This is a genomic window from Paucibacter sediminis, from assembly GCF_030254645.1.
GTDB lineage: Bacteria > Pseudomonadota > Gammaproteobacteria > Burkholderiales > Burkholderiaceae_C > Paucibacter_B > Paucibacter_B sediminis.
This window is the reverse complement of the sequence record NZ_CP116346.1, coordinates 4,744,319-4,758,249: the sequence shown is the minus strand read 5'-3', so window position 1 is coordinate 4,758,249 and position 13,931 is coordinate 4,744,319. Positions and strand designations below refer to the sequence as shown.

General features: G+C 69.0%; 12 protein-coding genes. 8 read left to right on the top strand and 4 right to left on the bottom strand.

Features of this window, described 5'->3' with window-relative positions; all coding sequences use genetic code 11:
- Nucleotides 1-50 precede the first annotated feature (50 nt).
- Nucleotides 51-716: a response regulator transcription factor gene (locus tag PFX98_RS22080; protein WP_285232630.1), complete on the top strand. Its 666-nt coding sequence runs from the start codon at nucleotides 51-53 to the stop codon at nucleotides 714-716.
- Complete coding sequence (locus PFX98_RS22075; protein WP_285232629.1) at nucleotides 713-2,182, top strand: sensor histidine kinase; 1,470 nt, start codon at nucleotides 713-715, stop codon at nucleotides 2,180-2,182. The genes PFX98_RS22080 and PFX98_RS22075 overlap by 4 nt, the downstream gene beginning before the upstream one ends.
- Here the strand turns inward: PFX98_RS22075 and PFX98_RS22070 are convergent.
- Nucleotides 2,164-3,024, bottom strand: a complete 861-nt coding sequence (locus PFX98_RS22070) for a VirK/YbjX family protein (RefSeq protein WP_285232628.1) — start codon at nucleotides 3,022-3,024, stop codon at nucleotides 2,164-2,166. The two genes, PFX98_RS22075 and PFX98_RS22070, sit on opposite strands and share 19 nt — an antisense overlap.
- Nucleotides 3,025-3,102: 78 nt before the next feature.
- Nucleotides 3,103-3,813 (bottom strand): IclR family transcriptional regulator, encoded by a 711-nt coding sequence (locus PFX98_RS22065; protein ID WP_285232626.1) that lies wholly within the window; start codon nucleotides 3,811-3,813, stop codon nucleotides 3,103-3,105.
- A 72-nt stretch (nucleotides 3,814-3,885) separates the two neighbouring features.
- Between PFX98_RS22065 and PFX98_RS22060 the strand changes: the two genes are divergently transcribed.
- From PFX98_RS22060 to PFX98_RS22050, 3 genes are read left to right on the top strand one after another with little or no spacing between them, the layout of a single operon-like run.
- Complete coding sequence (locus PFX98_RS22060; RefSeq protein ID WP_285232625.1) at nucleotides 3,886-4,827, top strand: hydroxymethylglutaryl-CoA lyase; 942 nt, start codon at nucleotides 3,886-3,888, stop codon at nucleotides 4,825-4,827.
- On the top strand, nucleotides 4,820-6,052 hold the full coding sequence (locus tag PFX98_RS22055) for a CaiB/BaiF CoA transferase family protein (RefSeq protein ID WP_285232624.1): 1,233 nt from the start codon (nucleotides 4,820-4,822) through the stop codon (nucleotides 6,050-6,052). The genes PFX98_RS22060 and PFX98_RS22055 overlap by 8 nt, the downstream gene beginning before the upstream one ends.
- Nucleotides 6,053-6,061: 9 nt before the next feature.
- Nucleotides 6,062-6,682, top strand: coding sequence for a glutathione S-transferase family protein (locus PFX98_RS22050; protein ID WP_285232623.1), 621 nt, complete (start codon nucleotides 6,062-6,064; stop codon nucleotides 6,680-6,682).
- 80 nt (nucleotides 6,683-6,762) lie between these two features.
- Here PFX98_RS22050 and PFX98_RS22045 read toward each other — a convergent pair whose 3' ends face one another.
- The gene (locus PFX98_RS22045; RefSeq protein WP_285232622.1) at nucleotides 6,763-7,266 is read right to left on the bottom strand and encodes an endonuclease V; all 504 of its coding nucleotides are present in this window, start codon (nucleotides 7,264-7,266) and stop codon (nucleotides 6,763-6,765) included.
- A gap of 351 nt (nucleotides 7,267-7,617) precedes the next feature.
- Here PFX98_RS22045 and PFX98_RS22040 point away from each other — a divergent pair, with 351 nt between their 5' ends.
- The 3 genes from PFX98_RS22040 to PFX98_RS22030 all read left to right on the top strand — a co-directional run bounded on the left by PFX98_RS22040 (nucleotide 7,618) and on the right by PFX98_RS22030 (nucleotide 11,864).
- Complete coding sequence (locus PFX98_RS22040) at nucleotides 7,618-8,097, top strand: YqhG/Tai3 family protein (protein WP_285232621.1); 480 nt, start codon at nucleotides 7,618-7,620, stop codon at nucleotides 8,095-8,097.
- A gap of 806 nt (nucleotides 8,098-8,903) precedes the next feature.
- Nucleotides 8,904-9,707, top strand: coding sequence for a CPBP family intramembrane glutamic endopeptidase (locus PFX98_RS22035; protein WP_285232620.1), 804 nt, complete (start codon nucleotides 8,904-8,906; stop codon nucleotides 9,705-9,707).
- Between the two features lie 339 nt (nucleotides 9,708-10,046).
- Complete coding sequence (locus PFX98_RS22030; protein ID WP_285232619.1) at nucleotides 10,047-11,864, top strand: hypothetical protein; 1,818 nt, start codon at nucleotides 10,047-10,049, stop codon at nucleotides 11,862-11,864.
- Between the two features lie 15 nt (nucleotides 11,865-11,879).
- On the opposite strand, the gene PFX98_RS22025 is transcribed toward PFX98_RS22030, so the two are convergent.
- On the bottom strand, nucleotides 11,880-13,841 hold the full coding sequence (locus tag PFX98_RS22025) for an alkyl/aryl-sulfatase (RefSeq protein WP_285232618.1): 1,962 nt from the start codon (nucleotides 13,839-13,841) through the stop codon (nucleotides 11,880-11,882).
- Between the last annotated feature and the right edge of the window lie 90 nt (nucleotides 13,842-13,931).

Sequence of the window (13,931 nt, the reverse complement as noted above, 5' to 3'; positions counted from 1 at the left end):
GCGTCCTGAGTTCAACCGGGGCAGGGCAGAAATGCGCTACCGTTCCGGCCATGCGCATTTTGCTTGTAGAAGATGACCCCACGCTGAGCTCCATCGTGCAGCGCAGCCTGAGCGAGGCGGGCCACCTGGTGGACCTGGCCGGCACGCTCGAGCAGGCGCGCTTTCTGTGGCGCATCCAGGAGCTGGATGCCGTGCTGCTGGACCTCAGCCTGCCGGATGGCAACGGCCTGCAGGCCCTGCGCGAGGCGCGTGCGCGCGGCGATCGCACCCCCGTGCTGGTGCTGACCGCGCGCAACCGCACCGACGAGCGCATCGCCGGCCTGGACGCCGGCGCCGATGATTACCTCGGCAAGCCCTTCGACCTGGCCGAGGTGGAGGCACGCCTGCGCGCCCTGGTGCGCCGCCGCCTCGACCTGGATGACCAGGTGCGCGTCGGCGCCCTGATGCTGGACCGGCGTGCCCGGCGCCTGTTCGTCGGCGAGGCGCCGCTGGATCTGCCGGCGCGCGAGTTCGAGGTGCTGAGCGAGCTGATGACGCCGCCCGGCCGGGTGGTCAGCAAGGCCCGGCTCAGCGACAAGCTCTCGGGCTTCGACGATGCGCTGGGCGCGAATGCGTTGGAGACCTTCATCTCGCGCCTGCGCAAGAAGCTGGCCGGCAGCGGCGCCGGCATACGCACGCTGCGCGGCCTGGGTTATGTGCTGGAGCCCGAGGCATGAGCGAACCGGCGAGCCGCAGCAGCAGTAGCAAGCCGCCGCTGCGCCGCCGCCTGCTGCGCCATGTGCTGGGCCCGCTGCTGCTGACCTGGGCGCTGGGCAGCCTGCTGGCGCTGTGGGTGGCCTCGTACTTCACGCAGCGCGCCTTCGACCGCTCGATGCTGGACGACGCGCTGCTGCTGGCCCGCCATCTGGAGGTGGGCGCGCAGGGCCTGCAGCTGGCCATGTCCAGCGAGGACCTGGGCACGGTGCTGTACGACCAGAGCGAGCGCGTCTTTTACGCGGTCTATGCCGTGCACGACGGCGGCAGTTGCCTCATCGTGGGCAGCCCGGGCCTGCTGCCGGCGCCACCACGCGGCGGCGCCGCGCCGCCCGAGCTGCAGTACCTGGACCAGGACTACCGCGGCCGTGCGGTGCGCACCCTGGTGCTGCGGCGCGACGCACCCCAGCCGGCCCTGGTGGTGGTGGCCCAGACCACGGTGATGCGCCAGCGCATGCGCGAGGAGCTGCTGCTGTTTGCGCTGCCGCCCCAGGTGCTGCTGCTGGTGGGCCTGGCCGGCTGGCTCCGCCACCGCATCGGCCGCGATGTGCGGCCGCTGGCGGCGCTGCAGCAGGCCCTGCAGGCGCGCCCGCCCTCCGATCTCTCGGCCCTGCCGGCCGAGCTCAAGACCGAGGCGCCCTCGCGCGAGCTGGAGCAGCTGGGCCATTCGATCGACGGCCTGCTGGCGCGCGTGGAAGCCAGCGTGCGCGCCCAGCGCGAGTTTGCCGGCAATGTCGCGCATGAGCTGCGCACGCCGCTGGCGGGCGTGCGCGCGGCGGCCGAGTACGGCCTGGCGCAGAGCGAGCCGCAGCGCTGGCGCGAGCAGCTGCAGGCGGTGCTGGCCAGCGAGGGGCGCGCCAGCCATCTGGTGGACCAGCTGCTGGCCCTGGCCCTGGCCGACGAGTCGCGCGGCCGCCTGCGCCTGCAGCCCCTGGTGCTGGGCGAGCTGGTGCGCGAGCTGCTGCTGCGCTACCTGCCGCGCGCCGACCAGGCCGGCGTGGAGCTGGGCGCCGGCGGGCTGGAGGGCGGCGAGCAGGTGCTGGGCGATGCCGGGCTGATCGAGGGCATGCTGGGCAATCTGCTCGACAACGCGCTGCGCTACGGCCGCGCCGCCAGCGGGCCCAGCAGCATCAGCGTCGAGCTGCAGCCCGACCAGCAGGCACAAGGGCAGGGGCTGCGCCTGTGCGTGATCGACAACGGGCCCGGCATTCCCGCGGCCCAGCGCAGCGCCGTGCTCCAGCGCTGGGCGCAGGGCGAGGCCTTGTGCCAGGCGCCGGCGCTGGGCCAGGGGGCGGGCCTGGGCCTGTCCATCGTGGAGCGCTATGCCAGCCTGCTCGGGGCCAGCCTGAGCCTGGAACCCGGGCCGGATGGCCAGGGGCTGAGAGCCTGCCTGGTGTTTCCGCCGCTGGCTCAGGCTGCCAAGGGGTAGCTCGGGATCTGCAGCCCGGTGCCGCCGGCCGCCTGCAGGCTGGCCGCCACGCCGGCGCAGGCGGTGCGCAGCAGGGCCTCGCGGCGGCGCGCCTCGGCGCGCTTCTTGGACGGCAGGCTGGCCAGGTCGATGTCGGGCTCGCGCAGGCAGTCGAGCCGATAGTCGCCATCGCGGCCGGGCAGGGCGCCCAGCTCGGTCCAGAGCTGGTCGTAATCTGAGCTGATGTGCCAGCGCCGCCACGGGTTCAGCGCGATGCGGTGCCGGTTGCTCACCAGCTGCACGCCCGCGCAGCCCAGCAGGTAGGCGATGTGGCGCACCACCGTGATGAGCAGGCTGGTGGGCCGGCAGGCATGCAGCTGGCGCGTGGCCTCGCGCACCAGCTGGCGCGCCTCGTCGCCGGCCAGGCCCTGCAGGCGCCCGACCATCAGCAGCGGCCCCTGCGCGCCGCCGCGTATCACGAAGGACAGCGAATACAGCCGCTGGCCCGCCAGCTGCAGCGCCAGGCACAGCTCGCCCTCGCGGTGGCCGTCGTGGATGGCGCTCAGCGTCAGCGCGGCGCTGCCGCCATCCTTCAGCGGCAGCTGGCCCAGGCAATGCGGGCGCTCGGCGGCGGCGCAGCTCCAGGCCAGCAGGCCGCGCTCGTGCATGAAGCCGTAATGCTCGCTGAGCACGCGCACGCGCGCGCCGCAGCCCAGCCCGGTGCAGAGGTAGGGGCGGTAGATCTTGTGCGCCAGCACCGGGTGGCGCTGCAGCTGCGCCTGCAGGCAGGCGTGGCGGGCCAGGAAGTCCTGCCAGCGGCGCGTGGCGCGTGGATGGAGCCAGCCGCCGAGGCGCAGTTTCACGCGGGTCTTGAGGTCGGAGCGAGGCGCATCTTTCGTCATGCGCTCTTTATCGTCGCGAGCGCCTGTCTGGAACCTGACCTAAGCACCCAGCCTTTGACTCAGCCGCGCCGCCGCCGCCTTTACCGCCGCGCCGAAGCCGGCTTGCAGCCGGTGGCTGGGCAGGGTCAGGGTGAGGGCGCCCACCAGCTCGCCGGCGGCGCCGAACACCGGGGCCGAGATGCCGCTGAGGTCGGGCACGCGGTCGCCCGAGAGTTCGGCCAGGCCGGCCTCGCGGATGCGCGCATAGAGCGCGCCCTTGGCGCCGCCGAAGGCCAGCAGCACGCGCCCGCCGGCGCCGCGCTCCAGCGGCAGCAGGTCGCCGGCGCGGGTGTGGTCGCGCAGCAGCTGGGGCGAGTCGACTCGGTACAGGCACAGGCGCTGCTCGCCCTGGCGCACATGGAAGGCGGCGCTCTCGCGCGTGGCCGCCACCAGCTCGCGCAGCACCGGCATCACCACCGCCTCCAGCGAGAACTGGCCGGCCTGCACGAGCTGCAGCCGCGCCAGCTCGGGGCCCAGCACATAGCGCCCGTCGGCCTGCCTGAGCAGCAGGCGCGCATGCTCCAGCGAGGCCAGCAGGCGCAGCGCGGTGCTCTTGTAGAGCCGCGTGCGCTCGGCCAGCTCCTGCAGGCTCAAGCCCGCATCGCCGGCGCGGAAGGCGCACAGCAGCGACAGCGCGCGGTCCACCGCCGCCGCGCCGCCGGGGGCGGCACGCTCGTCCGCCAGGGAGGGGGTCAAAGCCTTCTTGGGCATGCTGGCTTCCTTGACTCGGGCAAGATCTGAATTTAGTATTTTCAGAACGTAATTCTATCTAACAGAACAGCAATGTCGAATCGACCGGACATCCACATCAGCGAGGTGGGCCCGCGCGACGGCCTGCAAAGCCTGCGCCAGACCATGGCCACGCCCGCCAAGCTGGCCTGGATCGACGCCCTGCACGCCGCCGGCTTGCGCGAGATCGAGGTCGGCTCCTTCGTGCCGGCGGCGCTGCTGCCGCAGCTGGCCGACAGCGCGGAGCTGGTGCGGCATGCGCGCGGCCTGGCCGGGCTCACCGTGCTGGCCCTGGTGCCGAATCTGCGCGGCGCGCAGGCGGCGCTGGCGGCCGGCGTGCACAAGCTGACCCTGCCGCTGTCGGTCAGCGCTGCGCATTCGCTGGCCAATGTGCGCAGGACGCCGGCGCAGATGCTCGAGGAGTTGCGCAGCGTCGCGGCGCTGCGGCGCGAGCGCGCGCCGGGCGTGGGCCTGGAGGTGGGCCTCTCCACCGCCTTTGGCTGCACCCTGCAGGGCCGCGTGGACGAGGACGAGGTGATCCGGCTGGCGGTGCAGGCCGCCGCGGCGGGCGCCGACGAGGTGGGCCTCTCCGACACCAGCGGCATGGCCGATCCGGCCCAGGTGCGGCGCCTGTTCACGCGCCTGCGCGCCGAGCTGGGCGCGCGCGCCGGCGCCGCCCATCTGCACAACACGCGCGGCCTGGGCCTGGCCAACTGCCTGGCCGCCTTCGACGTAGGCGTGCGCAGCTTCGACGCCTCGCTGGCCGGCCTGGGCGGCTGCCCCTATGCGCCGGGCGCCTCGGGCAATGTGGTGACCGAGGACCTGGTCTTCATGTTCGAGGCCATGGGCCTGCGCACCGGCGTGGACCTGGAGCGCCTGTTGGCCGCGCGCGCGCCGCTGCGCGCCGGCCTGCCCGGCGAGCCGCTCTACGGCATGCTGGCCGAGGCGGGCCTGCCCAAGGGCTTTGTGGCGCAGCAGGCGGCCGGCCATGTCTGAGCAGCCGCCACAAGCCTTGCCGCAAGCCTTGCCCCTCGCCGGCCTGCGCGTGCTCGAGTTCACGCACATGGTGATGGGCCCCAGCTGCGGCATGATCCTGGCCGACCTGGGCGCCGAGGTCATCAAGGTCGAGCCGCTGGCGGGCGACAACACGCGCCGCCTGCTGGGCTCGGGCGCGGGCTTCTTCGCGATGTTCAACCGCAACAAGCGCAGCCTCGCGGTCAACACCCAGGACCCGCGCGGCCTCGAGATCGTGCTCAAGCTGCTGGCCGGCGCCGATGTCTTCAGCGAGAACTTCAAGCCCGGCGCGATGGAGCGCCTGGGCCTGGGCCCCGCCGCGCTGGCGGCGCTCAACCCGCGCCTGATCTATGTCTCGCACAAGGGCTTTCTGCCCGGCCCCTACGAGCAGCGCACCGCGCTGGACGAGGTGGTGCAGATGATGGGCGGCCTGGCCTATATGACCGGGCCCGAGGGCCGGCCGCTGCGCGCCGGTGCCAGCGTGAACGACATCATGGGCGGCATGTTCGGCGCCATCGGCGTGCTGGCGGCGCTGGTGCAGCGCGCCCAGACCGGCCGCGGCCAGCAGGTGCAGAGCGCGCTGTTCGAGAACAATGTGTTCCTGATGGCCCAGCACATGATGCAGTTCGCCGTCACCGGCCGGCCGGCCGCGCCCATGCCCAGCCGCATCTCGGCCTGGGGCATCTACGACGTCTTCAGCGTGCAGGGCGGCGAGCAGATCTTCCTGGCGGTGGTGTCCGACAGCCAATGGGCGCTGTTCTGCGAGGCCTTCGAGTTGGCCGATCTGCGCGCCGACGCGCGCCTGCATGGCAACAACCAGCGCGTGCAGGCGCGCGACTGGCTGCTGCCGCTGCTGCGCACGCGCCTGGCCGAGCTCAGCGCGGCCGAGATCGGCGCGCGCTTCGAGGCGCGCGGCCTGCCCTATGCGCCCATCACCAAGCCGCAGGCGCTGTTCGACGATCCGCATCTGTGCGCCACCGGTGGCCTGGCGGCCGTGACGATCCCGCCCGACGCCAGCGCCGCCGGCCATGCGATCGAGACGCGCGCGCCGCTGCTGCCGCTGAGCCTGGACGGCCAGCGCCTGCCGCTGCGCCTGCCGCCGCCGGCGCTGGGCGCCGACACCGCGGCCCTGCTCGGCGAGCTGGGCTACAGCGCGGCCGAGCAGGCGCGGCTGTTGGCCGATGGGGTGGTGGGGGGCGCGTGCTAGCCTTCGGCCATGAACACGCCCGCCAAACCCAAACTCACCTATTTCGACGCCCCGGTCAGCCGCGGCGAGGAATGCCGTCTGGCCCTGCACCTGGCCGGCGTCGATTTCGAGGATGTGCGCATCAAGGGCGCCGATTGGCCGGCCCTGAAGCCGAGCACGCCTTACGGCAGCATGCCCTTTCTGGAGCTGCCTGGCCATGCGCCGCTGGCCCACACCAACCCCATCCTGGTGCTGATCGGCCGCCGCCACGGCCTGCATCCGGCCGACGACTTCGAGGCCGCGCGGCACGAGGGCATGATGCAGCATGTGGAAGATCTGCGCGCCGTCGTCGGCCCCACGATCCGCATGGATGCCGACGAGAAGAAGCGCGTGCGCGAGCAACTCGCCGCCAGCTACCTGCCGGCCTGGGCCGCGGCCGCTGAGAAGAACATCGTGGGCGGCAAGCCCTTCTTCGGCGGCGACAAGCTGCAGGTGGTCGACCTGAAGCTGCACATGGCCGTGCGCTGGTTCATCGGCGGCGCCGTCGACCACATCCCGGCCACCATCTTCGACGCTTATCCGAAGCTGATGGCCATCTACACGGCGGTGCGCGAGCACGCCGGCGTCAAGGCCTGGTACGCCAGGGGCTGATCGCCCCGTTCACGGCGAAGCGGCCTGCAGGCCCTGCTGCGCGGCGCGGTTGGCGCAGCCATTCGATGCCGGGCGTGGGATCAGTCCTTGTTCTTCGCAAGCCGAGCAGCGAGCTTCATCAGCGTGGGCAAACGCTTCCTGCCGTGCATCGCACGCAGCCGTGCCTTGGCCGCGCCAATGTCGATGCCCGCGCACGTGACATACAGGGGCTGCGCTTCCTCTTCACGCATGACTTCGAACTGCGCCCCCAGGCCCGCGAGGCGCTTCTTCGAAACACCGATGATCGGCACCCTGCCACCCAGCGCGTGATACAGGTGCTGGCCAAGCCCCGGCATTTCGTCGGCATCAAGATGGACGAAGCCGTCAATCAGGATGAGCTCGGGCTCCAGGCCGTGCTCGCGCAGCAGTTGCATCACGCAGGGCAGTTCTCGCAGGTCAAGTTCACCACGAACAGCCGGCTCGACATGGGCTATTCGCGAGACGTAAGTCTGGGTCGCTTCCGCAGCATCCCAGGCGTCGAAAGCCGCAGCAGCAGCAGCATGCGCCTGCGCGCCTTCGAAATGAACAGCCACGATGAGTTTCATGCGGGATTATGAGCCGCAGCAACTCACGCGCTTGGCCAGCGGCGGCTGCGCTGGCATGGGCGATGGGCAGATCGAGGCTGAGGGCAGGCGTTCAATGATTACCGCTTTCAGGCCGACAAAGCGGCATAGATCGTGCCGCGGCAGCCCATCCGATCCGAGTGCGGGGCGATTCAAATGGAGCTGACCGCGTGCCGGTTTCGTCGGTCTGTTCATGCAGTGCGAATTGACGGACCATTGGTCATAATCCAACAATGGCGCGGCATGCAGGCCGGGGAGGCGTCCGATGTTATGCAGACAGGTTCCGGTGTTATGCAGCAAATCTGTCGCCCTACAACCTAGTTGAACAGCTCCATGCTTTTTCGCGCCGCCGCCCTGCTGTTTCTCGTTTCGCCCGCCGCCATTGCCGCTCCAAGGGACGCGCTTGATCCCGTCGTGCGTCTCTACCGCGACTTCGCGTGGGAGGCCGTCATCGATGAGCCGATCGCTGGGCGGGGTTTTCTTACTGAGTCTGATGCAGTCTGGTCTCGCTATTTTTCACCGCGCTTGGTCAAGCTGCTTCGAGACGACCGTCAATGCGTGTCGCGTACGCGGGAAATCTGCAAACTCGATTTCAGCCCGATCTGGGCTTCGCAAGATCCTGGCGCGGCCAGACTGAAGGTCGTTCTTGGCGAGACTCCAGCAACGGTTAACGTGTCCTTTGACTACCCTGGCAATGGCAAGCGCATCGGCATGAAAATCCTCCTCGTACGATCAGGCGCAGGGTGGCTAATCGATGACATTCACTATCCGGATGGACAGCAACTAAAGAAGATTCTGGAGACGATGGAGTGAGCACCGCTATGGGAGATGAGGCTGTCTGTTCAACCGGTCATTCGAGCCGATCGCCTTCGGCGCTGGCTCAATTTCAACGTTAGGCGTCACGCTTACAGTCGGGTTATGCGAAAGATTGGCTACACGCTCTTGATCGTCGGTTTTCTCTGGCTATCTGCCCTGCAAGCAATGCAACTCTCGCGTGGGGCAATACGTCCCGTCCTTCACGAGAGCTATGCGATTCTTGCCCAACACCCAGGCAAGCTCTACAGCGCGGCAGAGGTGGAGGCTCATGTCCTACGAGTTGCGAATGCGTCCTTCGATACCGTGCCCGTCTTCCTCTATCCCGGGGTGGGTATGCTGATTGCAGGGATGCTGCTTGCGCGTACGCGAAAGAGAGCAGGCGATGGAGACGTCTAACCGGTCGCTCGAGCCGACTCGCAACGGCTGGTCACTTCAGGGCCTCATTTCATTCTGGCCCTTCCGTTCCCAGACGCTCATCGACGCTCAGCTTGAACGTTAGGCCTTGCCCATGAGAACTGAGACGAAGACGCAGGAGTGGTTCCTGGCGGACCCTCGGACGAGGAAGTGGATCACCCAGTGCGCCGCGTGCCAACAGCTTGGACGGAAGTCTGATGCCCCAACAAATATTCCCAAGGTCAGATTCGAGGAAATGTTCCCTATCCAAGACCTTGACGAATTTGGCCTATGCGAAAGGTGTGCAAGCTACGCGAGCCAGGCCTAACCAGTCGCTCGAGCCGACTCGCGTCGGCAGGCCTCCGCTCGTGGCTCAGCTGCAACGTTAGGCCGCAGAGGACGCACCGCCCGTGAAAGACGAATCGTTCCCCTCCGCTCCACAAGCCCTCCTGCTTGTTCTCGCAATGTTCCTGGCCGAGTACGTTGTCGGGGCTGCTCTGTACGATGCGCGGCGAACTCTCGCACTAACTCGGGAAGAGCTTAGTGCGCTGGTCACGCTGTTGGGGAACGGCATGCTATTCGCAGTCTTGCTACACGCCAAGGCCTTGTCCTATCGAGCTCTGTTCCATCCTTCGCGGGCTTCGCTCCGCGCCACGATAGTTCTTCTTATCCCTCCCGTTGCGCTTCTAGTCCCTGCGCTTGTCATGCTTGCGGCAGAGCTGAGTGAACTCTTGGTCCGCATCTTTCCGCTCTCCGCGTGGGAGGAACAGGCTTTCGCGAGCATGTCTGCAGCGAACATGGCAGCCATCACCGCCGTCTGCGTGCTGGCGCCCATTCTTGAGGAGATGCTCTTCCGAGGAGTAATTCTCCGAGCCTTTCTTGTTCAGTACTCCCGCGGTACCGCCATCGCTGCTTCAGCGCTCATTTTCGGGATGGCGCATCTGAACATCTACCAGTTCGTCATTGCCTTCCTCTTGGGGCTAATCGCAGGTTGGCTCTATGAGCGTTCACGCTCCCTGGTTCCGTCTATAGCCCTCCATGCTCTCTACAACACCTCGCTCACGGTTGTTGAATCTTCATCCAGGGGAAGTCAAGCCGAGTCGGCAGCGCCGGCCTCAACCACAATCTGGGTCTTGTCGCTCGCGGCTTCCCTGGTAGGAGCGCTTGCGCTAAATCGGCTTCTGGCCCGTTCGAGTCGGCGCGTCGTTGCGTGAAGACCCTGCGGCCTAGCCCTTCGATCGAGGGGGCTTGCTCCAGAAGGCGTCGCCTGCCTACGCAAGACCCTCATGTAAAACGTTGAGCGACCGGTTTCGCGCGTCGATCTCGTCCCGTCGTATGGCCGCTGCCGCTGCATTCCTGTCACTCCGCGCCATGCACCCGCCAGGCCGCACGTGAGCTCGCGCCGCACCTGCGCCCTGTTCCCGCCGCTGCGCCAGCGCATCGCGATCGCAAATCCCCGTCACCTTTTCGACCAGGCCAAGTAAGCGCACCAGATCAACGCGGCTGCCGCTGGCCTTCAGATCGGCGCTCGGCAAGCCGCCCTTGCGCCGGCGGTGCCGGCCATCATCTTGATGAAGATGGATGTGGCGGGGCTCAGCGTCAGCCCGGCCTTGCGCCTACCATTGCTGCCCATGGACCTGATCACCACCGGCTTGAAACTCCGCACCGGACGCTGGAAGGCCTTGCTGATCGCCTTCTTCCTGTTCTCGTTCACGGTGATGGGTATCGAATGCACGGCTGCGGTGGCGACGTTCATGCGTGGCACCGAGGGGCGCTTGGGCCTGCAAGGCGATGCGGTGATGCATGACGGGCGCCGCGCCACCCTCGTGCGTGGGTTCGAGCCCTGGTCGCAGGCGCCGCAGGCCGGCGTGCGGGTCGGCGATGTGCTGCAGCCCGAACGCTGGCTCGGTCAGGGCCGGGCCTACCTGCCCGGCGAGGTCGTCGCGATGACCCTGGTGCGCGATGGCAGCGCGCTGTCGGCGCGCATCACGACCGTGGGCCGGCCGATCCGGAGCGCCGAGCGCGTGAACTTCGTGCTGAACGCCACCCTGTGCGTGCTGGGCACGCTGCTCGGCCTGCTGATCGGACTGCGGCAGGCGCATATCAAGACGAGCCGCGCGCTGGCCCTGGCATTCCTCTGGTGGTCCCTGAATCTGGGCATGAACTACACCACCGATGCCACGCTCGCGGCCCTGCTGTCTGTGGTGTTCTGGCTGGCGCTGGCGCCGGGCTGGTATTTCGGCCTCTGGTTTGCCGTCCATTATCCGAACGAGCAGGCGCTGGGCTGGCGCCGCGCGCTGCGCCGGGTGTTGCCGCTGTTCCTGGTGGCGCTCGTGCTGGTGGAGGCCGCGGCCATCGGCCTGGGGCTTTGGCTCGTCCCGGCGAGCTGGATCGACTGGGTCCACGTGCCCTACATCGGCGCCGTCGGCACGCTGATGCTGGTGGCGTTCTGGGACGGCCGTCGGCGCAGCAGCGGCGAGCTGCGGCAACGCTTCAACTGGCTGCTCGGCGCCTTCGCGCTGCTCTGGAGCGTCAGCTACGCGACCTATCTTGGCGACCATCTCGGCGCCGCGATGCAGCCCCTGCTGAGTCCGCTGGCCGTGATCGGCTCGCTGGCGTCGCTGTTCGGCCTGAGCTACGCGATCCTGCGCCACCGCGTGCTCGACATGGGGCTGGCGCTGAACCGCTCGCTGGTCTTCACCCTCGTCGGCGGCGTGCTGCTGGGCAGTTTTCAGTTTCTCAGCCTGCTGATCGGCCGCCTGCTGCACTTCGACGACCCGGCCAAGGCGGGGCTGCTGAATGCGGTGCTGGCGGCCCTGGTGACCTTGGCCTACCCCCGGCTCAAGCCGCTCGCCGAATGGACGGTGGACCGCGTGTTCTTCGGCCCATGGGTGGCGCGCGAGGCCGATCTCGCGCGCTTTGCCGCCGATGCCCGCGGCCATACCGAGCTGCCGGCGCTGGACAGCGCGCTGCTGGCCGCCATCGATCGCTTCACCGCCGGGGCCGGCGCCGCGCTTTACGCGCGGCAGGCCGACGGCGGTTGGCGGCGCCAGCAGGCCCTGGCGATCGATGCGCCCGAGGCGCTGGCCGCCGACGAGCCCCTGGCCGTGGCCCTGCGCGCCGGCCACGCGGTGGCGCGGCACGACGAGGTGCATTCGACGCTGCCGGGCGAACTCGCGCTGGTGCTGTCGCGCCAGCGTGAACTCGAGGCCTTCGTGCTGATCGGTCGCCCGCGCGATGGCCGGGCGCTGCGCGCGGACGAGGTGGCCGCGCTGCGCGACGCCCTGCGAACCGTGGGCCTCGAGTGGCAGGCCCTGCGCTGGGAGACGCTGCAGCGCCGGCTGGCGCATGCGCCGGCGGCGGGCGCCTGATCCCGCCGGCGGCGCTCAGCGCGTCACGATCGCGAAGTTGCCGGGCGCCTTGTCGATCAGGCCGAAGAAGCGCACCAGGGCGATGCGGCTGCCGCCGGTCTTCAGGTCGTCGCTCAGCAAGGTGTCCTTCACGCCGGCGGTGCCGGCCATCATCTTGATGAAGATGGGTTTGGTGAGGGTCAGCGTGGCGTCGGCCTCGGGGTCGGCAGGCTTGGCCGCGCGGTGGTGCAGCACCGCGTTCTCGGTCCAGAGCAGATAGCTTTCGCCCACATCGCTGAGCACCAGCTTGACCTTCAGGTCCACGCCCTCGGCCTTGGGGCCGTTCAGGCCGGCGGCCATCGCTTCGAGAAAACGCTCGGTCGGCGTCTGCGCCAGCATGTCGATCAGGGCCGCGCGGCTCACCCCTTGAGCCGGCGGGCCCTGGCGCAGCTCGGCCGCGGCGGTCAGGTAGCTGTTGCGCCAGGTCGCCGCCTCGGCGGCATAGCCCAGCTGCTCGTAGCTGCGCGCCAGCAGCTGCTTGGCGCCGGCATGCTCGGGCGCGCCGAACACCACCTGGTTCAGCAGCTCGGCGGCCCAGCGGTACTCGCCCTGGTCAAACGCCTGCTGCGCCGCGGCCACCGCCTTGTCGGCGCCGCCCATCAGGGCCAGATAGCGCTTGGCCGATTCGGCCGGCGGCAGCGGGTTGAGGTTGGCGGGGTTGCCGTCGTAGGCGCCCAGGTAATGCTGGTAGACCGCCTTGACGTTGTGGCGCAGATCGCCGTAGTAGCCGCGCGCGCCGAAATGCTGCTGCAGCGATTTGGGCAGCTGGATCTGCTCGGCGATCTCGCGTGGCGTGAGGCCGGCGTTGATGAGGCGCACCGTCTGGTCATGCGTGTACTTGTAGACATCGCGGTGCGTGGTGATGAAGCGGCCGATGCGCGCCTGGCCCCAGATCGGCCAGTTGTGCTGGCCGAAATAGACCTCGGCGCCCGCGGCCTGCACCTGCTCCAGCGCCTGCTGCATGTATTGCGACCAGCGCAGCGCATCGCGCACCTTGGCGCCGCGCACCGGCAGCAGGTTGTGCATGGTCTGGGCCAGGTTCTCGGCGCCGCCATAGGCCTTCAGCTCGGGCAGGGCAAAGCTCAACTCGGCCGGGGCCTCGGCGCCCGGCACGTTGTGGAACACGAAACGCACGCCGTCCAGGGTCAGGTCTTGCGTGGCCTCGCTGATGAGCTGGTTGGGCGGCAGGATGCCGATGCTGCCGTAGGCCACGTTCTTGCCCAGGCCGGTGTCCACCAGGCCCTTGGGCGAGCGCTCCAGGTCGCGGCCGAACTGGTAGATGGAGCGGCGCGCCATCGCCGTGCCCACCATCACGTTCTCGCTGGTGGACTCTTCCATGAAGCCCGCCGGCGCCACCACCGGGATCTTGCGCGCCGCCACTTCCTCGGGTGTGACGATGCCCAGCGCGCCGCCGAAATGGTCGGCATGGCTGTGCGTGAACACCAGCGCGCTGACCGGCTTGTTGCCGAGCTGCTGGCGCGCAAAAGCCATGGCGGCGGCGGCGCTCTCCCTGGAGGTGAGGGCGTCCACCACGATCCAGCCGCTCTTGCCCTCGATCAGGGTGATGTTGGCGATGTCGAAGCCGCGCAGCTGGTAGATGCCCTCGCTGACCTTGAAGAGGCCGATCTGCGCGTTCAGTGCCGCGTGGCGCCAGAGGCTGGCGTTGACGCTGTCGGGCGCCGGGCCGCTGACGAACTTGAAGGCGTCGAAGTCCACCAGCACGGTGCCGTCGGCCATCGTGATCTTGCCCTCGGGTCGGGCGATGAAGCCGCGCCTGGCGTCCTCGAAGTCCTGCGGGTCGGCCAGCGGCAGCTCCTTGGCGAGCTGGGCATTGAGGGCCTGCACGCTGACAGCGGCCTCGCTGGCGCTGCCGCCGATGCCGCTGCCTGGCTTGCCGCAGCCGGACAGGCCGGCCAGCAAGATCGGCAGCAACAGCATTGCGACAGTGGTAGTTGGGCGGTTCTTCAAGGGCATCTCCGGTGGGTGCGCTGGCGCAGCTTCGGGCCAGTCCGGCCGGATGTCCAATGC